The sequence below is a fragment of the Salipaludibacillus sp. HK11 genome (assembly GCF_047795645.1).
GTDB lineage: Bacteria > Bacillota > Bacilli > Bacillales > Salisediminibacteriaceae > Salipaludibacillus.
On record NZ_CP181045.1, the window covers coordinates 1,735,114 to 1,758,533 of the forward strand.

At 38.1% G+C, this 23,420-nt stretch carries 19 protein-coding genes; 2 read left to right on the forward strand and 17 right to left on the reverse strand.

Features of this window, described 5'->3' with window-relative positions:
* Window positions 1-69 precede the first annotated feature (69 nt).
* From rpoZ to ACM26V_RS08590, 4 genes are all read right to left on the reverse strand, one after another.
* On the reverse strand, window positions 70-288 hold the full coding sequence (gene rpoZ / locus ACM26V_RS08575) for a DNA-directed RNA polymerase subunit omega (RefSeq protein ID WP_416151004.1): 219 nt from the start codon (window positions 286-288) through the stop codon (window positions 70-72).
* Window positions 289-295: 7 nt separating this feature from the next.
* Window positions 296-907, reverse strand: coding sequence for a guanylate kinase (gmk, locus tag ACM26V_RS08580; protein ID WP_416151005.1), 612 nt, complete (start codon window positions 905-907; stop codon window positions 296-298).
* A 97-nt stretch (window positions 908-1,004) separates the two neighbouring features.
* Window positions 1,005-1,268 carry an extracellular matrix/biofilm regulator RemA gene (remA, locus tag ACM26V_RS08585; RefSeq protein WP_416151006.1) on the reverse strand — a complete coding sequence of 88 codons (264 nt, stop codon included), beginning with the start codon at window positions 1,266-1,268 and terminating at the stop codon, window positions 1,005-1,007.
* 113 nt (window positions 1,269-1,381) lie between these two features.
* Window positions 1,382-2,251, reverse strand: a complete 870-nt coding sequence (locus ACM26V_RS08590; protein ID WP_416151007.1) for a YicC/YloC family endoribonuclease — start codon at window positions 2,249-2,251, stop codon at window positions 1,382-1,384.
* A 213-nt stretch (window positions 2,252-2,464) separates the two neighbouring features.
* On the opposite strand from ACM26V_RS08590, the gene ACM26V_RS08595 reads away from it, so the two are divergent.
* Window positions 2,465-4,189, forward strand: a complete 1,725-nt coding sequence (locus tag ACM26V_RS08595) for an Rqc2 family fibronectin-binding protein (protein WP_416151008.1) — start codon at window positions 2,465-2,467, stop codon at window positions 4,187-4,189.
* Window positions 4,190-4,417: 228 nt separating this feature from the next.
* Here the strand turns inward: ACM26V_RS08595 and ACM26V_RS08600 are convergent, their stop codons facing one another.
* From ACM26V_RS08600 to ACM26V_RS08615, 4 genes are all read right to left on the reverse strand, one after another.
* Entirely contained in the window at window positions 4,418-6,268 is a 1,851-nt protein-coding gene (locus ACM26V_RS08600; RefSeq protein ID WP_416151009.1) for an ABC transporter ATP-binding protein, read from the reverse strand.
* A gap of 13 nt (window positions 6,269-6,281) precedes the next feature.
* Window positions 6,282-8,036 (reverse strand): ABC transporter ATP-binding protein, encoded by a 1,755-nt coding sequence (locus ACM26V_RS08605; protein ID WP_416151010.1) that lies wholly within the window; start codon window positions 8,034-8,036, stop codon window positions 6,282-6,284.
* Window positions 8,037-8,838: 802 nt separating this feature from the next.
* Entirely contained in the window at window positions 8,839-9,816 is a 978-nt protein-coding gene (locus ACM26V_RS08610) for a ring-cleaving dioxygenase (RefSeq protein WP_416151011.1), read from the reverse strand.
* 126 nt (window positions 9,817-9,942) lie between these two features.
* Entirely contained in the window at window positions 9,943-10,392 is a 450-nt protein-coding gene (locus tag ACM26V_RS08615; RefSeq protein ID WP_416151012.1) for a MarR family winged helix-turn-helix transcriptional regulator, read from the reverse strand.
* 237 nt (window positions 10,393-10,629) lie between these two features.
* Here ACM26V_RS08615 and ACM26V_RS08620 point away from each other — a divergent pair, with 237 nt between their 5' ends.
* Window positions 10,630-11,997, forward strand: coding sequence for a transposase (locus ACM26V_RS08620; RefSeq protein WP_416151013.1), 1,368 nt, complete (start codon window positions 10,630-10,632; stop codon window positions 11,995-11,997).
* A 335-nt stretch (window positions 11,998-12,332) separates the two neighbouring features.
* Here ACM26V_RS08620 and pyrE read toward each other — a convergent pair whose 3' ends face one another.
* The 9 genes from pyrE to ACM26V_RS08665 all read right to left on the reverse strand — a co-directional run bounded on the left by pyrE (window position 12,333) and on the right by ACM26V_RS08665 (window position 23,340).
* Window positions 12,333-12,959: an orotate phosphoribosyltransferase gene (pyrE, locus tag ACM26V_RS08625; RefSeq protein WP_416151014.1), complete on the reverse strand. Its 627-nt coding sequence runs from the start codon at window positions 12,957-12,959 to the stop codon at window positions 12,333-12,335.
* 2 nt (window positions 12,960-12,961) lie between these two features.
* Window positions 12,962-13,672 (reverse strand): orotidine-5'-phosphate decarboxylase, encoded by a 711-nt coding sequence (pyrF, locus tag ACM26V_RS08630; RefSeq protein WP_416151015.1) that lies wholly within the window; start codon window positions 13,670-13,672, stop codon window positions 12,962-12,964.
* A complete protein-coding gene (locus tag ACM26V_RS08635; RefSeq protein WP_416151016.1) occupies window positions 13,642-14,583 on the reverse strand; it encodes a dihydroorotate dehydrogenase in 942 nt (313 codons plus the stop codon). Before ACM26V_RS08635 ends, pyrF begins: the two co-directional genes overlap by 31 nt.
* Window positions 14,580-15,362, reverse strand: a complete 783-nt coding sequence (locus tag ACM26V_RS08640; protein WP_416151017.1) for a dihydroorotate dehydrogenase electron transfer subunit — start codon at window positions 15,360-15,362, stop codon at window positions 14,580-14,582. Before ACM26V_RS08640 ends, ACM26V_RS08635 begins: the two co-directional genes overlap by 4 nt.
* Window positions 15,359-18,571 carry a carbamoyl-phosphate synthase large subunit gene (gene carB, locus ACM26V_RS08645; protein WP_416151018.1) on the reverse strand — a complete coding sequence of 1,071 codons (3,213 nt, stop codon included), beginning with the start codon at window positions 18,569-18,571 and terminating at the stop codon, window positions 15,359-15,361. The genes ACM26V_RS08640 and carB overlap by 4 nt, the downstream gene beginning before the upstream one ends.
* A complete protein-coding gene (gene carA / locus ACM26V_RS08650; protein ID WP_416151019.1) occupies window positions 18,564-19,661 on the reverse strand; it encodes a glutamine-hydrolyzing carbamoyl-phosphate synthase small subunit in 1,098 nt (365 codons plus the stop codon). Before carA ends, carB begins: the two co-directional genes overlap by 8 nt.
* Window positions 19,658-20,962 carry a dihydroorotase gene (locus ACM26V_RS08655; protein WP_416151020.1) on the reverse strand — a complete coding sequence of 435 codons (1,305 nt, stop codon included), beginning with the start codon at window positions 20,960-20,962 and terminating at the stop codon, window positions 19,658-19,660. The genes carA and ACM26V_RS08655 overlap by 4 nt, the downstream gene beginning before the upstream one ends.
* Window positions 20,946-21,854: an aspartate carbamoyltransferase catalytic subunit gene (locus ACM26V_RS08660; protein WP_416151021.1), complete on the reverse strand. Its 909-nt coding sequence runs from the start codon at window positions 21,852-21,854 to the stop codon at window positions 20,946-20,948. The genes ACM26V_RS08655 and ACM26V_RS08660 overlap by 17 nt, the downstream gene beginning before the upstream one ends.
* Window positions 21,855-22,020: 166 nt before the next feature.
* Window positions 22,021-23,340 carry a solute carrier family 23 protein gene (locus ACM26V_RS08665; protein ID WP_416151022.1) on the reverse strand — a complete coding sequence of 440 codons (1,320 nt, stop codon included), beginning with the start codon at window positions 23,338-23,340 and terminating at the stop codon, window positions 22,021-22,023.
* Between the last annotated feature and the right edge of the window lie 80 nt (window positions 23,341-23,420).

The following is a 23,420-nucleotide window of genomic DNA, read 5'->3' on the forward strand; positions in this document are numbered from 1 at the left end:
CCTTTATATATTTCTAATTATACGATACCGAAAATTGAGCAAAAAGACAAAAGAAAAACAACCTATTAATCAGGTTGTTTCTTCTTCTTCGTGGATTTTATATGTTAATCTTTCCGAATCAATCTCTTCAAGCGCTTTACCAACATAGTTTACCGATTTTGACGTACTTATTTTATGAAATAAACTCGGGTTCTCTCTAAGTTGTCTTGCTCTATGTGCAGACACCGTTACTAATGTGTATTTTGAATTAATTTTTGTCATTAACGAATCAATAGATGGGTCTAGCATGATATCACTACTCCTCAACAAGTTGTTTATAAAGATGTATTAAACGTTCCTTTTTGCAATTCTCGGCAGTTACGATAGATTTTATTCGTTCTACTGCTAATTCGACTTCGTCATTTTCTACAACATAATCATATTTATCCATAAGATCAATCTCATCTTTGGCAATTGTCATTCTGCTATCAATCAGATCTTTTGATTCAGTTCCTCGTCCTTCAATACGATTTCTCAACTCTTTGATGCTTGGTGGCATGAGAAAAATAAATACTGCCTCAGGAAAGGTTTTTTTTACTTGTAGAGCACCCTGGACTTCAATTTCCAATATGACATCGTGTCCAATAGCCAATGTATCTTCAACATAGTTTCTAGGTGTTCCGTAAAAATTATCAACATATTGAGCATATTCTAATAATTCGTTCTCACGAATCATTCTTTCAAATTCTTCTTTTGACTTAAAGAAATAACTTAGCCCATCTTGTTCACCTTTACGAGGTAGTCGCGTCGTAGCGGAAACAGAATATTGAATATGAGTATCGTGTTTTCTTAGTGCACCACAAACCGTTCCCTTCCCAACCCCTGAAGGGCCCGACAGAACAATTAACAGACCTTTTTCTCTTTTCATACAAACCTCCAACAATCATTTATCAATTTAGTTTATCATGTTATTTACATTTTAGGAAAGGTTAACTTCATTAAACGATAAAGGATCTGACATCATTTTATTCTTCCGTTGCATCCTCTTTGCTCGTGATGACCCGTTGTGCAACCGTTTCAGGTTGTACTGCCGATAAAATAACATGATCGCTATCAGCAATAATAACGGCCCTCGTTCGCCGACCATATGTAGCATCTACCAACATATTTCTCTCTCTTGCATCAGAAATAATCCGTTTAATAGGAGCCGATTCAGGGCTCACAATCGAAATCACTCGATTCGCAGATACGATATTTCCAAAACCTATGTTAATTAACTTAATATCCAATTTCATTCTCCTATCTATAATTACAATTTTAAAATACAATTTATAAGTTACTGGCTCACGCCAAAAATGATGTTAGCCAATTTCTCAATCTTTATTTAGCTCTAATAAATGAACTATTCTATGTTTTGAACTTGCTCGCGAATTTTCTCTAACTCTGCTTTTACATTCACGACAATTTGGCTGATTTCAATATGACTAGCCTTAGAACCAATCGTATTTGTTTCCCTGTTTAATTCTTGGACAAGAAAATCTAGTTTTCGTCCTACGACAGTTGCATCATTTAAGATTTCTAAGAATTGCCTTACATGACTATCAATTCTTGTTAATTCCTCTTCAATATCTGATTTATCCGCAAATACAGCAACTTCCGTTAATATTCGCGAAGAGTCCACTTCCACCGTTCCATCAATAAATTCCTCTACCTTTTTCAGAAGCCGGTCTCGATGTTCTTGTTGCACTTGAGGGGCAAACTTACGCAGACCTTCTAAAGCTCCATTTAAGTAGTTGAGTCGCTGAATCATATCTTTCCGAAGCGCCTTACCTTCAGCATTTCTCATCTCGACTAATTGTAAGGTAGCCGCTTCCACTGCCGCTTCCACCATATTTTCAAGTTCTTCTGAAACCTCATCTGCCTCGTTAACAGTTACAATCTCCTCATGAAGAAGTAACTGATCAATTGGCATTGCAACTGGATTACTCACTTTTTCTGACATTTGATTATATATTTTGTGATACTGATCAAAGAGATCCCAATCAACGGACAATGCCCTTTTTACGACACCTTCGTCATGTACGTTTAAAAACACGTCGACTTTACCACGTTTCACATAATATGTAATTATCTTTTTTATCCGATCTTCTAAAAAAAATAATTGTCTTGGCATCCGTATATTAATTTCGCAAAAACGATGATTTACTGCCTTCATTTCCACTGTAAGCTGACAATTGTGATTTTCCTTTGAAGATCGTCCATATCCTGTCATACTCATTATCATTTCTATCACATCCACAATCTATATTCTAAACAATTTTGACGAATACAACAAGGGGGGCTAGCATATTTAGCTGAATTATGACCAGATTATCACATATTTTAAAGTACAATACAGCTTTTTATTTGTCAGAACCTCTGTGTTTGCTATAATGTACAGGGAACATAAAATGATTCTTCAAGAATATAAAAAGGAGGTGTCCCGATGTCTTTTGATGGCATTGTTACACGAGCGGTCACCGATGATTTAAAACAAACTATTGTAAGTGGTAGAATAGCTAAAATTCACCAGCCCTTTCCAACAGACCTGATGTTGACAGTTAGAGCGAATGGAAAAAATCATTCATTATTTTTCTCTGTTAACCCGTCATTTGCACGTTTTCATTTAACAAATATTAAGTTTGATAACCCTCAAGAGCCCCCGATGTTTTGCATGGTATTAAGAAAACATCTTGAAGGAAGTATTTTAGAGAGCATTGAACAAGATGGGTTAGAAAGAATTGTCACTTTTTCTTTTAAAGGCCGAAATGAATTAGGGGATGTTTCTTACAAAAAATTAATTCTTGAGCTGATGGGAAGACATAGTAACATTCTCTTTGTCGACAAAGAGAATGATCTCATATTAGATAGTATCAAACATATCTCACCTGCTCAATCTCAGCACCGAACTGTCTTACCTGGTCAATTTTATAAAGAACCTCCTCACATGGATAAATTAAATCCTTTGAAAATGGACGAGGATTTATTATTAAAAAACTTAGATTTTAATAAAGGGAAAATGGACCAACAAATGAGAGATACCTTTAGCGGGCTTTCTCCTCAAGTAATTAAGGAAATTCTATTTCAAGCAAAGTTTAGCAATCGAGAGACATTACCACCTTCATTTTTAAAGGTGCTTGAACCAGTGCAAAGTGGAGATTACTATCCTTTTATGATTACAGGTTCGGCAAAAGATGCTTTCTCCGTGATTCCTTTGAATCATCTTGAAGGAGAACGCCAGCACTTTGACTCTGTTCATGAAATGTTAGACCGTTACTATGTTGACAAAGCTGAACGAGATCGCGTCAAACAAAGAGCCCATGATTTAGAACGTTTTTTGAGAAATGAGTATTCAAAAAACAAAAAGAAAATAGGCAAGTTAGAAAATACCTTGAAAGATGCAGACAAAGCTAAGAAACAGCAAAAATATGGAGAGCTACTAACAGCTCACATGCATCTAGCTTCTCCAGGTCAAAAAGAATTAACTGTCGTAGATTATTACGATCCAGATCAAAATGAAATAACAATCCCACTCAATCAGCAAAAATCTATCTCAGAAAATGCACAGCAATTTTTCAAAAAATACCATAAACTTAAAAATTCTGTGGCCTTTGTAAAAAAACAAATTGCTGATGCTGAGAGAGAAATGGATTATTTCGATACGTTGATTCAGCAGGTTGAAATCGCAACAACGAGGGATCTAGCAGATATACGTGAAGAGTTAGAAAACGGTGGTTATTTAAAAAAGAAAGCCGATAAAAATAAGAAAAAAAAGAAAAAGCCAAGTAAGCCTACTGTTGAGAGATATGTTTCATCTGAAGGCGTTGACCTTTATGTTGGTAAAAACAACAAGCAAAATGAATACTTGACGAATCGTCTTGCTCGACAAGACGATACATGGCTTCACACTAAGGATATTCCTGGTTCTCATGTCATTATTCGAGATCAAGATTTTTCTGAACAGACGTTACTTGAAGCTGCTAATTTATCCGCTTATTTCAGTAAAAGTCGCATGTCTGGTCAAGTGCCAGTTGATTACACACTCGTGCGGTACGTCAAGAAACCTAATGGAGCAAAACCTGGGTTTGTTACTTATGACAATCAAACGACAGTGTTTGTAAATCCCGATCCTAACATTATCCGGCAACTTGAACTAAACGCAAAGAAATAGATAAAAGGATCGAATGAGAGCGATGCTCAAATTCGATCCTTTTTTAAGTTCACTAATTTATTGTTGAAATGATTCTTCTATACTGCACAAGGCTCCTCTTCCGCTTCCAGCTCCAGAATTACATCTCATCAACCAAAAGAAGCTATCCCCCAAATGATCATTTTGAGGACAGCTTCTAAACTAACTAAAAGTGATTGAAAGAACTCTACAAACCTAGCTTCATTCTTCTCACCCTGCATCTAATACTTTAAATTGAGATTTCACAAGGCCGTAGTACTCTCCACGTTGATCAATTAATTCTTGATGATTACCTTGTTCTAAAATATTGCCATTTTCCAAAACAATGATATTATCGGCTTCACGAATCGTCGACAATCGATGAGCAATCATAATCGCTGTTCGACCATGAAGCAACTTTTTCAACGCACGTTGGATCAATTGTTCTGTTTCTGTATCAATTGACGCCGTTGCTTCATCTAAAATCAAAATTTTAGGATCAGCTAACAACGCTCTAGCGAAAGAAATAAGCTGCCTTTCTCCAACTGAAAGAATATTTCCACGTTCTTCCACTTCCGTTTCATAACCGTTGTTTAACTGAGTAATGAACTTATCTGCGCCTACCGTTTGGGCAGCCTCAATAATCTCTTCCTTACTTGCATCTGGCCGACCAAATCGGATATTATCGAGAATCGTCCCTGAAAAGATAAACGTATCTTGAAGCACGATACTTACCTTTTCACGCAGACTATCAAGACGAATATCTCTTAGGTCATTCCCATCGAGAAGTACTCGACCTTTCGTTGGATCATAGAACCGACTAATTAAACTAACAATCGTCGATTTTCCGCTTCCTGTATGACCGACTAAAGCGACCGTCTGACCCGGTTTCATTTCTAAATCAATCTGATTTAGCGCTATTCGATCTGAATCATAAGCGAATTCAACATTTTCAAATTGAATATGGCCATGAACTTCATTTAACGTTTTAGCTTTCGTTTTTTCTGGAACAGACGGTTGTTCATCAAGGAATTCGAAAATTCGTTCAGATGAAGCCATACCGACAAGCAGTTGATTATACATTTGTCCTAAGCGAGAAATTGGTTCCCAGAACATTCCAACATATAGAGAAAAGGCAAAGAAAGCTCCAATCGATAGTGACTCAACTTGAATTAAATAAACACCATACCAAAGGAGGATAGCCGTACCAATGGCACCACTCATTTCTACCATTGGTCGGAACATTGCGCTCTTCTTTGTTGCATTTCTCCAGGCTTGAAAGTTTCCTTCATTCATTTGATTAAAAAAACCAATGTTCTCTTTTTCCTGCGTATAAGATTGTGTCACACGAATACCTTGAATGCTTTCATTTAAGTGAGAGTTAATCATTGATTGCTTAATCCGAACATCCTGCCAAGAACGGCGGATTTTTCTTCTAAGTTTTGTCGATAAAAAGAACATCAACGGTAGAACGATCATAATCGCTAACGTTAATTCAGGACTAATAATAAACAACATAACAATAATCCCAATCAGCATAATCATATCCATTAATAAATTGATGACACCATTTGTAAATAAATCTTGTAAGCTATTTACGTCGTTTGTAATACGAACGAGTATCGAACCTGCAGATCGCTGGTCAAAAAATCGGTGCGAAAGCCGTTGAATATGATTAAACAATCCTTTTCTTAAATCAAATATGACAAGTTGACCCAATTTATTCATGTATTTTATTCGTAACGTATTTCCTATCCATGAAATCACATAAAGTAAGGTGATGACTAAAACCATAAGCATTAAAAAATTCATGTCACCAGTTTCCATAATTCTATCTAAAATGTAACTACCAATCAAAATAGGAGCCAAAAGTCGAACTGCAGTCGACAAGATCATTCCAAGGATCGCAATCGGCAAAATATTTGTTGCGTAAGGTTTCATATAAGCAAATAAACGGGTCATCTGCATCCAATTAAACGGCTTTTCTATTGCTTGATCCATCGAGTAATGGAATCTTTTTAATGTGCGAGATTCCGTCTCATTTTCGTATTGGTTCTTTGCACGTTTTTCCTCTTTCGTCATATTGTTCACCCCCTCATTTTGCTTCTTCTAAAAATTGATTTCGGTCTTGGAATTGAATATCATAGATCCGACGGTATTGTCCATCACTGTTTTGTAGAAGCTCTTTGTGAGTTCCTTGTTCAACAATTTTCCCTTCTTCAAGAACAAGAATTTCGTCAGCATGCATTAGAGATGAAATTCTATGAGCAATAATGAATGTCGTCCTTCCTTGCATCACTTCACGAAATGCCGCTTGAATTTTAGCTTCTGTTTCCATATCAACGGCACTTGTTGCATCATCAAGTATAAGAATACTTGGATTTATACAAATCGCTCTTGCAATCGCAATTCTTTGTTTCTGTCCACCAGATAATCCACCACCACGTTCACCTAATACTGTATCGTAGCCTTTCGGTAAATCCATAATAAACTCATGGGCATCGGCTCGTTTGGCCGCATCTATAATTTGATCCAATGTCTTCTCAGGAGCACCATAGGAAATATTATCTTTTACTGAAGATGAGAAAAGAAAAGATTCTTGTAGCACAACACCTGTATTTTTTCGAATCGTTTTTAATGAATAGTCAGAAATTGTTCTTCCATCAATCGTAATTTTACCTCTTTCAGGCTCATAAAAACGCGTAATAAGTTGAGTAATCGATGTTTTTCCCGATCCTGTAGCTCCAATGAGACCAACTGTTTTACCAGGTTTGGCTTCAAAAGAAATATTATTTAGTGCGAGATCCTCGTCCTCGTCATAACTGTGGCTTACATTCTCAAACACAACATGCCCATCAAGTTGACTCTTTTCAATCGCATCTTCTCCATCGAAAATGTCTTCGCGTTCATCAAGAACTTGGATAAGCCTTTCTCCTGAAGCTTTTGCTTGAGAGAAAGTATTGACGATAAACCCTAGATTCATCAATGGATTGATAATGAACCAAATTAAGCTAAAAAACGCAACGAGAACACCAGGCTGAATTGTACCATTAATTACTAGCCAACCACCGTAACCCAACAAGACAACAACACAAATATGTCCAATTAATTCCATTAAAGGAAAGTAGCGAGCCCATATATTAGAAGTGTGAATAAATTTGTCTTTATAATCATTATTTGTAGCATCAAATCTACCTATCTCATAACCTTCTTTTGATAACGATTTTACCGTGTTCATCCCACTAATGTTTTCTTGTGCTTTCGTCGTCATACTAGCTAATGATTTACGAATACGTGTAAATGCTGGATGAACTTCCTTATCAAATTTGTACACAGTAACTACAAGAAATGGCATTGCTGCCAATGTAACGATGGCCAAAGATGGACTGTAGTAAAACATAATTCCCATACTTAACCCGACCAGCATTACTAAGTTAATTAATTGAGCAAAACCAAAGGATAAAAAGAAACGAAATCCTTCTACATCCGCTGTTAAGCGTGACATCAAATCACCAGTTCGCGCATTATCGTAATAGCGGAATGGTAAGAATTGTAGTTTTTTGTACAGGGCGTTACGAAGTTCGTAAACAGCCTGAATCCCAAATAAATCACCTAAGTATTGATGATAATATACAGCAACGGATTTCAGTAGAGTGATTATTAAAAATCCTATAGCCACATATGGTACTAGCTGAAAGTTCTCACCTAACACAACATGGTCAATTGTCACTTGTAAAATGACTGGATAAGCTACTGTAAATGCTGTAACAGCTAATAAAAATATAATGGACAAAAAGAAAAAGCGTTTATAAGGCCAATAAAAATCTTTTAAACGTTTGAAAGTGTCCATTTTTCCACCTCCTTTTATATCTTTGTTACTTTTGATATCTTCTGCTGAAGTTCTTAGTTTATTGACTGAGTCGCGAGTAAATAAATATTTTCTTCAGTGAATTCTTCGATTTTTCCACAAGTGTCTGACAGGTTCCGGATGCATGGAGACGTATGTTACTCATGGATTTTAAGCAACAAATATAATATATCGGTTTACGAAGTAAATTTCTATCTGAAATCGTTGTCAAAAAGTAGCATATTAGCTAAATTTACTTTGTTATACGGAATATAGTCGATAGTATTTTACAATTACAACGAATTACGCCTCTTTCCTGTAATTATTATAATTGTGCGAAATAATAATAAAATAATAACGTTGAAAATAGCATCCCTTTATTTCAACCACTGATTGACTGAAGAATTTATACATAGCCGACTCTCGAGAAGATATACCATTATTAAAAATAACCTTATTTGAAGATATAGTAACGTCCACAAACAGATATACATTCTTTTCTTTTAAAACCATGACTTTTGCATATTCTTTTTTTGAATTTTCTATTATGTTAATGATGGACTGAGACGAAAAGAGAAGTTTTTCATTTACGAAAAAAAAGCGTGGTTTATTGCCTCTTTACTTTTACGAAGCTAATTCCATTAGAAAAACTCGGCTTATGCTTGTCGCAAACATTTTTAAAGTATAAAAAGTAATAAAACGCTTAGATTCTTGCTTTGAATCCAAGCGCTTCGTTTTAAGCTTTTCATGTAAACTTGCGAAGAGTTAAATTTCCCTTCAAAGTGATTAGTTCTTCTACACCTGCTTATTCTTTCTTGAATTCTATCGTACTTCTGACCGTATCAATCGGACGTACCATTTTTTCAATTTGCTCTCGCTGGCCTTCTAAAAAAGGAGGCAAGGATAACTTTTCTCCAAGTGTTTCATATGGTTCGTCTCCCATAAATCCAGGCCCATCAGTAGCAAATTCAAATAAAATTTGCGGAGCGACTCTTGCGTAAAGAGATTTAAAGAAGAAACGATCAACAAAGCCGGAAGTGTTCATTCCAAATCCTCGCAAACGATTATCCCAAGCATCTAATTCAGCACGATCATTTATTCGAAATGCTGTGTGATGAACTGTACCGAAACCTTGCTGCGCTGGTGGTAGAACGACATTATGCTCTACGATAACTTGTGCACCATTTCCACCTTCACCTAATTCAAATAAGTGAAAAGATCCCTCTTGAGATATCTCTCTAAATAATAACACATCTTCTAATACTTGTTTGAGATTATTAAATTCTGCTATTCTAATGAATATTGGTCCTAATCCGGTAATTGCATATTCTAATGGAACCGGACCATCTTGCCAAGGAGTTCCTGACTTGACGCCTTTATTCTTTTCATCTGAAATCAATTGGTACTGCTGATCATCGAAATCCACAAAAGAAAGTGTCTTTTTCCCAAAACTTTCCTTTATCCCTAAATGCTTAACTTCTAATCGATCAAATCTCTTAACCCAATAGTCTAATGCAGCATCCGATGGTAGACGGAAGGATGTTTTTGATATTTCATTCGTTCCATGGACACCTTTTGGAATTCCCGGAAAATCAAAAAAAGTCATGTCTGTTCCAGCATTACCTTTGTCATCCGCAAAAAATAAATGATACGTTTGGATATCATCTTGATTGACTGTTTTTTTAACTAACCTCATCCCTAACACATAAGTAAAAAATTCATAGTTCTTCTCGGCACTACTTGTAATTGCTGTTACATGGTGCAAACCTTTTAATTCATTCATGATAACTTCCTCCAATAAGAGCATCATTTGCCCCGTTTTATTTATTAAATTGAATCTTATTCTTATTCTATAAAGTATTTAAAACGATTTAATATATTATTAAATCGAGATAATACTCAAAAATATTTACATATCTTGAGCATAATAACCTAATTTTTTTAACTGATGAATCATAAACTCTTTCTCACTTGCGTCCAAACCGGCAAATATCTCGTTAATTGCTTCTTTATGTTTCGGAAAAATTTCTGTCATTAATTCATATCCTTTTGCTGTAATGACAGCATGAGTAATCCGTCGATCCTTTGGACATGGTCTTCTTTCTAACAAAAGTTTTTTTTCTAACTTATCGACTACATACGTAATGCTACTACTTGCTATCAATACCTTTTCACCGATTTTTTGTATTGGTTGCTCCCCTTTGTTATAAATCAACTCCAACACTGCAAACTCCGTTGGATTAAGTTGATGGCTTTTTATATCTTCTTCTACTCGTTTCTTCACGGATTGTAAAGCGCGGGACAAAACAACAAATAACTTCAAAGATAGTTCTTCATCCAATTGATGTTGTACCTCCAATATGATCTTCCTTTCTACATGTAATTAAAATTAATATCTCAAATGAAATTATCTCGAATTAAAGATAATTGTACATTAAATTCTCTTTATTTGTCAAATCTTTCACTACATGAGTCAATTTCATAATTCAGAGCCCTTGTGGCCCAAGAGATTTAAGAAACAAAAAAAGGAGTACCTCCCCAACTGTCGAATTTAGTAAGTAGCGAACAAACTAATTTGACTGGAGGGAAGACTCCTATGTCCATTTTACGACAAGAGAGCCTACTAAGTATAGATGTTTTATACGATTTAGAACCTACCCAACGTTACGATGAGTTATTTTCAACACTGACCACCGGTCCTATTGTACTCATGGTGCTCAAAAAATCACGTTTGGGTCGCCCTGTAAAGCTGAATTATCCAGCGATGATCCAATCGTTGATCATTCGTTATGTGGAAAGAATTAGTGAAGTAAAACTCTTAGTTAAACGCCTGAAAGATGACATTCAGTTTAAAAGAGATTGCGGATTTGGTGTGGCAGACGCAATTCCTTCGGAAGCTTCTTACTCCCGCATGGTAAGTGAGATTAAAGCTTCTTCTGTACTGAAAGATATCAACCATCAACTCGTCCATGAAGCTATAGATGATGGGTATATTTCGGACTTCAATGTGGCCATTGATGCGACACATATCGAAGCGAAAGATAAAGCCCCTTCCAAAGAAAAGAAAGATGATACACCGAAACCCGAGCCGAAAAAACGCGGCCGTAAAAACAAGGAAGAACAATCGGCATGGCTCAAAGAAAAAGAAGAATTTGAAGCTTCTCTTCCGGTTTATAAAAAGAAAATCGAAGATCAATTGGACATACCTTTTGACAACCTTGAAGATGAGATCCCTCTCGGTCCAGAATGGGGCATCAAAAAGAACAGTGACGGTAAAAATGTTTTTTGGTATGGCTTCAAGGGTCATATCGCCGTTGAAACAAAGAGTCAATTTATTCTCGAATCTCTCATGTCTAGCGGTAACTTAAATGATGGTAAAGCTGCGATTCCGTTATTAAAGGGCATTCAAACGCATTTTCCTCATTTTCAGATGAAACACGTGACGATGGATGCTGGCTATGATTATCCAGCTATCTATGAACAGGTTCATCGGATGAAAGGCTATTCGATTATAGCTTATAATAAGCGGAATGAACCGGAGCCACTTGGCTTTGATAAACACTTTGCCCCAACCTGTGTGAGAGAACATTCTTACCGATATGACAGCTTTGATAAGAAGTACCAAACATTAAAATTTACCCAACCAAAAGAATGTGGAGAGTGTCCACTCGCTCATGACTCGCTATGTCAAAAGGTCTTTAAGATAAAAATGGATACAGACTTGCGGAAATATAGTGCTCCAGCAAGAGGTACTGAATCATGGAAGACGATCTATAAAGAACGAAGTTCCTCTGAACGAGTGATTGCGTATCTAAAAGAACAATTTCAACTAAACAATATACGATACCGAACAGGAGAAAGAGCGAAAGTTCATTTTGACTTTACTACACTTGTTTACAATGCCATGAAACTCGCAGGATTACGACTGAAAACAAAGAGAAGCCAAGAACAGAAAGCTGCTTAAAGGTATACAAAATTTTTGATCGTTGATGTTGAAAATCTGTGAGACGCCTGCAGGAAAAGCAATAGCTGAAGATCCATCGGGGCGGTTCCCCCCGATTAGCTGAAGCATTGCCTGCGGCAAGCGAGCAAGTTTTCAACTATCAACACTAGCTTTTAAAGTGACGATTTTTTAAAAGAGTACTTTTGATATTCTGCGCTTCTGACTTTATTCAGAAAATGCATTATGAAATTGACTCTACATATAAAAAAAGAAAAAAGTAAGGGAGTGACTCTTCCTTAACTTTTTCCTACGCGATTATGATTGAATGGTCTCAAATGGTCTCTTTTTATTTTCGTTTAGCCAAGCCATCCTTCCGGATCCTTTGACCAGTCTTGCAAAATCTCCACATCACTTTCGTTAATAATACCTTGGTCAGCTGCCATATTTAAGAGGATAGAATAAGTCGTTAATGACTTTAATGGATACCCTACGGAATGTTCCGCTTCTTTTGCTGAAGGTAATTCGTAGGTAAAGATAGAACAAACCCCGATAACCTTTCCTCCTGAGGCTTCAACCGCTTTTGCCGCTTCGATTGAAGAACCTCCAGTTGAAATGAGATCTTCAATTACCAATACTTTTTTGCCTGTTTCTAACATGCCTTCAATTTTGTTTTGCTTGCCATGACCTTTTGACGATGACCTGACATAGATCATTGGTAAATCCATTCGATCAGCAATCCATGCTGCATGAGGAATCCCTGCTGTTGCTGTTCCTGCTAACACCTCAACATCAGGAAAATGCTCTTGTATGTAAGATACAAAATAATCAATAACTCGTCTCCGTTGTTCTGGAAATGACATAATTAAACGGTTATCACAGTAGATTGGTGATTTTATCCCCGAACTCCATGTAAATGGATTATCAGGTCTCAATGTCACCGCCTTAATAGATAATAATAGGTCCGCGACTTGTTTTTCTCGCATGTTCATTTCCCCCATTCTTGTAAATAATGATAATAAGCTGTTACAGGATCTTTTGCTCTAGTAATACCTCTTCCTACGACAATGCCTGTGCTACCTAGTAGTTTCGCTTTTGTCGGGGTAACAACACGCGCCTGATCATCTGTCGAATCCTCTTGGCGACGAATTCCAGGCGTTATCGTTAAAAAAGACGATGAAAATTTTTCTTGAATTACTGGCACTTCCAATGCAGAACATACAACCCCTGCAAGTTCAGCTTTGCTAACCTGATCGCATAAATGAATCACGTGTTTATCTAGTTTTGTTTGCACATCCAACTCATGAAGCAGCATCTCAGGGGTCGTACTCGTTAATTGCGTCACCGCTATACAAGGAGGAGCTACTTTCCCCATGTTAGTGCCTGCTTCAAGCCCCTCTTTTGCAGCTATCATCATATTCACTCCACCTAATGCATGAACGTTGACTAAATCAACTTCAAGCTTCGCTAACTGACTCATCGCTCGTTTCACCGTCGTAGGGATATCATGGAGTTTTAAATCTAAGAACAGTTGATGTCCTTGCTCTTTAAGCTCATAGATAAGTCTTGGGCCTTCTCGGTAGAATAGTTCCATTCCGACTTTTAAAAAAAGATTTTCGTTAGGAAACCGGGTCAAAAAGGAGGTGACTTCTTGCTTTGTTTCAAAATCTAACGCGACGATGAGAGGCCTTCCTTGCATTTTCCCCAACTCCTTCCAATTATGTCATTCACGTCTTCGATCTCTAACTCGTTCATCCTTGCTTCCAAATCACGAACTAAATTTGGACAAGCAAATGGGTCAACAAAGTTTGCTGTTCCAATAGCTACTGCACTTGCTCCCGCCATTAAGAATTCTAATATATCATCGGCCGTATGAATCCCACCCATCCCAATAATTGGAATGTCAACCACTTGGCTGACTTCATGAATCATACGGATCGCTACAGGTTTTATCGCTGGACCTGATAACCCTCCTGTTTTATTTGCAATCACCGGTTTTCCGGTCTTTATATCAATTTTCATACCTACCAATGTATTGATCATGCTCAAGCCATCTGCGCCTGCTTTCTCTACTGCCTTTGCCATATCAGCTATGTTAGAGACATTTGGCGATAGTTTCACATAGACAGGAACTGTTGCAACTTCTTTGACTTTTCTTGTTAACTCTGCCGCAACATCAGGGTCACTACCGAATTGAATACCTCCAATCTTCACATTTGGACAAGAAACATTCAATTCAATTGCAGACACATTGTTGATTTTTGATAGGTTCTTTGAAACATGAACGTAATCTTCAATGACGTTTCCAGCGACGTTGACAACGATAGGGATATCATATTTTTCAAGCCAAGGAAGTTCATGCTTCGTAACGTGATCCAGACCAGGGTTCTGTAATCCAATCGCGTTCAGCATTCCACCCTCGACTTCTGCCACTCTCGGAGTGGCATTGCCAGCACGTTGCTCTGTTGTCACAGCTTTCACTGTAATTGCACCTAATTGGTTTAAATCATAAAATCTCGCAAACTCTTGACCGAATCCGAAACAACCTGAAGCAGGCATCACAGGATTTTTCATCGATAATCCAGGCAATTCAACTCGTAAGTTCATCATATCATTACCTCCCCTGCTCGAAAGACCGGTCCATCACTACATGCTTTTCGATAATTTCTCGAGTCTTCACCCTTATAACCCTCAGCAACATCACAGACACAAGCGAGGCATGCACCAATCCCACACCCCATTCGTTCTTCCAATGAAACGAACCCTTCTGAATTAGCTGCATTCTGAACAGCACGAAGCATCGGTGTTGGTCCACATGTGAAATATCTTTTATATGGTGCTTGCAATTGTGTCATTGCGTCTGTTACAAATCCTTCAGTCCCCTTAGATCCATCTTCGGTTGAAATCATTACATCAGCTATTTTTTTGAACTCTTCCTCCAAAAAAATATCCTCCGCCGATCGAAAACCAAGAATTACTTTTAAAAGGATTCCTTTTTTAACTAACTGTTTTGCTAAATAATATAGAGGAGGAACACCTACTCCGCCACCAACTAGCAGAGCAGTATCCCCTTCAACAAGTTCCTCCATTGGAAAGCCATGTCCTAATGGTCCTAACACATTAATCGTTTCATTCACGTTTCGTTCAGATAATACTTTCGTGCCTTTTCCTTCAACACGGTAAATAATCGTCAACTCTTTAGCTGGTAAATCAACATCGCAAATACTAATCGGCCGACGTAAAAGCGGTTCGATTCCAGTAGCCACTTTCAAATGAACAAATTGGCCTGGAATCGTCATTTCCGTCACCGATTCACCAGACAGCTTCATCTGATAAATTCCTTTGCTAAGCTGTCTATGGTCCGTGATCTTGAGTTCCTCAACGATCATACCAACACTTCCTTCTTTTCTTTTCTTACGTGTCCCATCGGTTCAGCTGAAAATGTGAATAGTTCCAACACTTTTAATAATGCCGATGCCGTATCCATTGAAGTAAGACAAACAATCCCGTGCTCTACTGCTTCTCTACGGATGCGGAATCCGTCACGAGCTGGTCGCTTCCCCTTCGTTAATGTATTGACAATAAACTGTGCCTTTCCTTCTTTGATCACATCGAGCATGTCGGGTGATTCTCCACCGATTTTAGAAATAACTGTGCACGGAATGCCTTCTTCACTAATTCGTTGAGCAGTTCCTTCCGTCGCCATTAAATGATAACCAATTTGATGGAAGCGTCGTGCAAGCACCATCGCTTCTTCTTTGTCTTTATCAGCGAGGGTGAACAATACAGATCCATGAGTAGGAATTTTCATTCCAGATGCAATCAAGCCTTTATAGAGAGCCTTTTCCAACGAGTAGTCTTTTCCCATCACCTCTCCAGTTGATTTCATTTCTGGTCCTAATGTGATATCCACACTTCTTAGTTTCGCAAAAGAAAATACGGGTACTTTCACAGATACGAGATCTGGTTCAGGTAAACATCCTGTTTGATACCCTAGCTTCTCTAAAGACTCACCCAAGATCGCTTTCGTGGCAAGGTTAGCCATATTAACATGCGTGATTTTACTTAAAAATGGTACGGTTCTACTTGATCTAGGATTTACTTCTAATACATATACCTCTTCTTTATGAATGACGAATTGAATATTCATTAGGCCTTTGATATGAAAACCTTTCGCCAAACGGATCGTATAATCAATGATTTGTTTTTTCAAATCTTCAGAAATGTTTTGTGTTGGATAAACAGCAATCGAGTCACCTGAGTGAACACCTGCTCGTTCAATGTGCTCCATCACACCAGGGATAACAACTGTTTCTCCATCCGAAATCGCATCTACTTCTATTTCTTTTCCTGTTAAATAACGGTCTATTAACACAGGATGCTTTTCATTTACTTTCACTGCTCGCTCCATATATCGAAGCAAGTCACTCTTATTGTACGTAATTTCCATTGCGCGTCCACCTAATACATATGAAGGACGAACAAGGACAGGATATCCAATTCTTTCAGCAATAACTAACGCCTCGTCTACTGATGTAGCAGTTTTACCTAATGGTTGGCGAATATCAAGTTCTAATAGCTTTTGCTCAAACTTATCACGATTTTCAGCAGCATCCATTTCTTCGAGGCTCGTACCTAGTAACTTGACACCACGATCAACTAACTCTTCTGCTAAATTCAAGGCTGTCTGTCCGCCAAATTGAACAATAACACCTTCAGGTTTTTCATGATTGACGACGTGCATGACATCTTCAATTGTTAAAGGCTCAAAATATAATTTATCCGAGATTTCATAATCGGTAGAAACTGTTTCAGGATTATTATTGATGATAATTGCTTCATAACCTGACTCTTGAATCGCCTTTACAGTATGAACAGTCGCATAGTCGAATTCAATTCCTTGCCCAATTCGGATCGGTCCTGAGCCTAAAACAAGAATCGATGGTTTTGTTGTGACGATAGACTCTTGCTCTTCTTCATAAGTTCCATAATAATATGGTGTTTCTGACGCAAACTCGGCTGCACAAGTGTCGACCATTTTAAAGACAGGGGTAATCTGTTCTCGTTGTAAGTATTCCTCTACTTTTTCTACCGAAACCTTACAAAGATCGGCTAACGTACCATTTGAAAAACCAAGTTGTTTCGCACGGTAAATGGTATCGTGCTCTAAACCTCTCTGACTTATTTCCTTTTCAAATAGAATAACTTTCTCAATATGGTACAAGAAATATCGGTCAATTTTTGTTAGCTCATGAATCTCTTCTAGTGACATCCCAATACGAAAAGCTTCTGCTACATAAAGAATACGTTCATCATCAGCATGCGAAATCCTCTCTTCTAAATCTTCTCTTTGGAACCCTGTTTTTTTCGAATGCTGAAGGTGTGTTAAATCTACTTCCGTAGAGCGAATCGCTTTTAATAAAGATTCAGGAAAACTTCTTCCGATAGCCATCACTTCACCAGTTGCTTTCATTTGCGTCCCTAAAGTACGATTAGCAGCATCAAACTTATCAAACGGCCATCGTGGAATCTTTGTAACGATATAATCCAACGCCGGTTCAAAGCTTGCATACGTCGTTTTCGTTATCGGGTTAATACATTCATCTAGATGATACCCAACGGCGATCTTTGCAGATAATTTCGCAATCGGATAACCAGTCGCCTTTGAAGCAAGTGCTGATGAACGACTCACTCGAGGGTTAACTTCAATGATAAAGTATTGCTCGCTGTGAGGATCAAGTGCACATTGAACGTTGCACCCTCCTTCAATTCCTAACGCACGAATAATTTTCAATGAAGAGTTTCTTAAAATTTGATACTCACGATCTGATAACGTTTGGCTTGGAGCGACAACAATAGAATCTCCTGTATGAATACCAACTGGATCGACATTCTCCATGTTACAAACGACAATTGCCTGATCATTAGCATCACGCATGACTTCATACTCAACCTCTTTAAATCCAGCGATACTTTTCTCAATCAGACATTGGTGAACCGGACTTGCATCTAGGCCGCCAGCGACGATCTCTTTCAGTTCTTTATCATTATCAACGATTCCGCCACCCGTGCCTCCAAGTGTATAAGCTGGTCTAACAATAATCGGATAGCCAATTCGAGCGACAAATGCTTCCGCTTCTTCCATTGAATGAATAATATCACTCTCAGGAACCGGTTCGTTTAGTTGATTCATTAAGTTTCGAAATTTCTCCCGGTCTTCAGCGTTTTGAATTGCATCTAAGGTTGTTCCTAAAAGCTCAACATTATATTCATCGAGAATTCCACTCTCGGAAAGTTCTACTGCTAAATTTAAACCCGTCTGTCCACCTAATGTTGCTAGAACCCCATCGGGACACTCTTGACGAATTATCCGGCTAACAAATTCTAACGTCAGTGGCTCAATATAAACACGATCAGCTGTCGTTTCATCAGTCATGATCGTCGCAGGATTTGAATTTACTAAAACAACTTCATATCCTTCTTCTCTTAACGTTTGACATGCTTGCGTGCCTGCATAATCAAATTCTGCAGCTTGTCCAATGATAATCGGACCTGAACCTATAACAAGAATTCTTTTGATATCATTACGTTTAGGCATGTGTTTTCCCTCCTGTTAATTCTAGTTGATTCTGTACGATCGCTTTAAATTCTCGGAATAATCCTTTAGCATCCTCTGGTCCTGGTGATGCCTCTGGATGATACTGCACACTGAATGCAGGATATTCAATATGTTTCACACCTTCAACTGATTGATCGTTCACATTGATATGTGTAATTTCAAGCGGCGTTGCCTCAAGAGACGCTTCATCAACTGTGTACCCGTGGTTTTGTGATGTAATCGAAATATATCCAGTTTGCAAATCTTTCACTGGGTGATTACTGCCACGATGTCCAAACTTCATCTTTGTAGTTTTTGCTCCACAGGCCAACGCAAGTAATTGATGACCTAAGCAAATGCCAAATATCGGTGTTTTACCTAGTAAGCCTTTTACCGTTTCTACTGACTCTGGAATACTTGTTGGATTCCCGGGACCATTACTTAAAACGACACCATCAGGCTGCAAGGCCATGATTTCATCAGCTGTTAGCGAATAAGGGACAACGACCACTTCATATCCCTCTGCAACAAGGTCTTTCACAATTCCCTTTTTCGCTCCATAGTCTATTAACACGATTCTTTCTTTCATCCCTGGATTCATATACCGATTTTTCGTCGATACCCTAGAAACTTGATCTGTTGGAGTTGGTGTAGCTCTTAACTCATTTACAACTGTATCTACATCAGCATCGATTGCGCATATACGTCCCTTTAATGTACCAGTTTCTCGGATCAATCTTGTTAATTTCCTAGTATCAATACCTTGAATACCTGGTATGTTTTCTTTTTTTAACCAGTCATTTATAGTAAGTTGCGAGCGAAAGTGGCTTGGATATTCACTAGCTTCTCTAACAATTAACCCGTGAATACTAGGATCAACACTTTCAAAATCATCCCGATTGATTCCGTAGTTTCCGATAAGCGGGTATGTCATCGTGACAATCTGTCCGCAGTAGGAAGGATCCGAGAGAATTTCCTGATAACCAGTCATACCTGTATTAAAAACAACCTCGCCCGCTCGTTCCTCATTACTACCAATTGCTTCACCAATTAATCTTTCACCATTTTCTAGAATAAGTTGTCGTTTCATTTCGTTGCCTCCTCTTTTGTTTCTTGCCATACTACTGTTCCTTGATATATTGTCATCGTTGGCCAAGCCTGTAACTGCACTCCAGCAAATGGCGTGTTTTTTCCTTTTGAGTAAAAAGTCGTTGGATCTACTTCTGCCAATTTTGAACGATCAATTATCGCAAAATCAGCTGATCCCCCTGTTTTTAATTCTCCATATGGTAGATTAAATGCTTGAGCTGGTTTTACTGTCAACCAATCTATTAAATCTTTTTCTGTGATGACACCTTCTTTAACTAGCTTTGTATAAAGTAACGGGTAGGCAATTTCTAAGCCTACTATTCCAAATGGTGCTTCAACCATCGGAAGTTTTTTCTCCTCAACTGTATGAGGAGCATGATCTGTTGCGATGAAATCCAATGTGCCATCTAAAAGCCCTTCAATGAGTGCTTGACGATCTTCTTCACTTCGAAGCGGTGGATTCATTTTATAATTCGCATCATCAGCAGGAATGGCCTTTTCCGATAATATTAAATGATGCGGAGTCACTTCTGCAGTTACATGAATACCAGCCCTCTTCGCATCCCGGATCACCCTAACTGACTCTTTCGTGCTTACATGGCAAACATGATAATGGGCACCAGTAGCTTCAGCTAACAAAACGTCCCTCGCAATATGAACAGATTCGGTTACGGATAGAATTCCTGGAATTTTCATTCGCTCTGAAAATTCACCTTCGTGAACTGCACCGCCATATAAAAGCGAGTTATCTTCACAATGTGCAACAACTGGTTTACCAACTAAAACTGCTTGTTTCATTGCTTCATACATTTTTCCTGCTTCTTGAACACCAACGCCATCATCTGTGAAAGCAAATGCACCATGCTCAACTAAGTCAGCCATATTTGTGATTGTTTTACCTAATTGACGTTCTGTAATTGCGGCATACGGAAGCACGCGAATATGTCCTTTCTCGATCATTTGTTGATTAATAGCAGTGAAGGTCTCGACTGAATCAGGAACAGGTCTTGTATTCGGCATCGCCGCAACAGTCGTGAATCCGCCTCTAGCCGCTGCTAATGTCCCCGTTTCAATCGTTTCTTTTTTCTCTCCACCTGGTTCTCGAAGGTGTATATGTAAATCAACCATACCAGGAATAACAAGTTGCTCGTTCAAATCGATGACTTTATCTGCTTTCGCTTCATTTAAAGATACAGGTGATATTTCTAAGATCGTTCCTTTTTCTTCATCTACGAGAAGATCTGTCACCTGTAATTGATTTTGTTCTTGGTATATGCTAGCGTTTTTAAATAACGTGATCATATTTCTTTTCCCCCTTAAGATTTAAGATGTGAGTCAAAACAGCTTTTCTTACATGTACCCCATTTTTCATTTGTTTAAAAATTCGTGAACGATCGCATTCAACTAATGGGTCCGCTAACTCAACATCTCGATTAACAGGTGCTGGATGCATAATTATACTATTCGCTTTCATTCTTTTTTCACGCTCAACTGTTAATCCATATTGATGATGGTATGTTTCTTTCGTATACCCACCGTCACCGTCATGCCGTTCTGTTTGGATTCTTAATAACATTAGCACATCTGCTTGGTCAACTGCTTCATCCATCGTCACATATTGATCTTCTTGAAGGTCAGGATCCATCCATTCCAAAGGACCGGAATAAGACACCTTAGCTCCTAGTTTTTCTAATATTTTAGCATTTGTATGCGCCACTCGACTATGAAGAATATCCCCGCATATGACAACATGCAACGAATCAAAATGTTTAAATTCTTGTTTTATTGTTAATAAATCAAGCAATGATTGTGTAGGGTGATCACCATTCCCATCTCCAGCATTAATAATTGGAATCGTTAATCCGCTTAATTGTTGATAATATTTCGTTTCAGGATGACGAATAATCAGTGCCTGACATCCAATCGCCTCGAGAGTCTTCGCTGTATCATAAAGCGATTCCCCTTTTAGTACACTAGAATGAGTGACATCAAATGAGATCGTTTCTATCCCTAACTGTTTTTCAGCCATTTCAAAACTACATTTCGTTCGCGTACTCGGCTCAAAGAACAGGTTTGCAACTATCGGTTCCCCTGCCATCTTCTTAGCTGGGATTTTCGTGTCTTTGTCCGCTTCTGATAACAATGCTTGAATCTCTGTCAAACTTAAATCATTTAACGTTCTGAGCTGTCTCATTTAATCCTCTCCTTCAAAAAGTGGATGAGGGTGGTTTTTGTAAAATTATTTTTTACAAAAAAGAGCACCCTTGAAAAGTCTAGGGTGCTCGAAAGGAGAAGAGAACGCTTCTCTCCAATCAGAAACCACCCTTTGAAGTCTCTCAGGACTTCCTTAAAGGATGTTGCTATGTTAGTTGTTCATCTTCCTTCTTAGAACTCATATCATAAAACATTTCTTCGCTCGTTTTCACCCTATCTCGGTCAGGTAAAATCAAATTTAATCCGATTCCAATCATAGTAGCCAGTGCCATTCCGGCAATTTGAACCTCATCTGTCACTTGTATAAATGCCCCACCTATCCCAATTACAAGGATAACGGAAGAGATAATAAGATTACGCTTTTTACCAATATCTACTTGGTTATCAATTAACATTCTTAATCCATTTGATGCAATAATCCCAAATAAGAGGATCGATACCCCACCCATAACGGCACTAGGAATCGTCAAAATTAACGCAGAAACCTTACCAATAAAACCAAACATGATTGCTAATGTTGCTGCTCCACCGATAACAAACACACTAAAGACTCTAGTAAGTGCAACGACACCAATATTTTCTCCGTATGTTGTATTTGGTGGGCCACCTATAAGCGAGCTTATAACAGTCGCCAAACCGTCACCAAACAATGAACGATGCAATCCTGGTTTTTTTATGAAGTTTTTCTCCGCTACTTTACTTAAAACCATTTGATCGCCAATGTGTTCTGATAGTGTCACGAAAGCTATTGGAACGAGAATAAAGAATATTTCCCAGGAAAAATTTGGTGTATACGTCACATATGGGACAAGAAACTCTGGTGATTGCAGCCACTTAGCTTCTGCAACCGGTGCAAAATCAACAAGTCCGCGAACAGCAGCAAAACTATACCCTCCGACTATCCCTATTAAGATTGGAATAAGACCAAAGAACCCTCTAAAAAATATCGAAGCAATAATCGTTAACACAAGGGTAAACATAGCTACAGATAGATGGAGTCCACTGTAAACCTCCGTTGCTGGATCAATCATAGCCATCTCAATCGCTACACCAGCTAACCCGAGTCCAATTACCATGATTACTGGTCCGACAACGATCGGTGGTAACAACTTCATTAGCCATTGAACTCCCGTTAATTTAATAAATACTGCAACTACACCGTAAAGTAGGCCGGCAAAGAAACTTCCTATCATTGCACCTTCAGGACCACCGATTGTAATCGCAGCAATGATAGGCATAATAAACGCAAAGGAAGAACCTAAGTAAGCTGGAATCTTTCCCTTTGTAACAATGATGTAAGCAAGCGTCCCTAGCCCACTAGAAACGAGCGCAACTGCTGGACTTAATTCGGTAAGCATCGGGACTAAAATCGTTGCCCCAAACATCGCAAATAAATGCTGAATACTTAACACAATCCACTTATCTAATCTTGGTATTTCCTGAATTCCAACTGTTGTTTGTTTCATTATATTATTCCCCCTGCTGTATCTAACTAGTTATACAAAAAACCTCTTTCTAGGCGAAAGAGGTTATTCGTCTCTCTAAC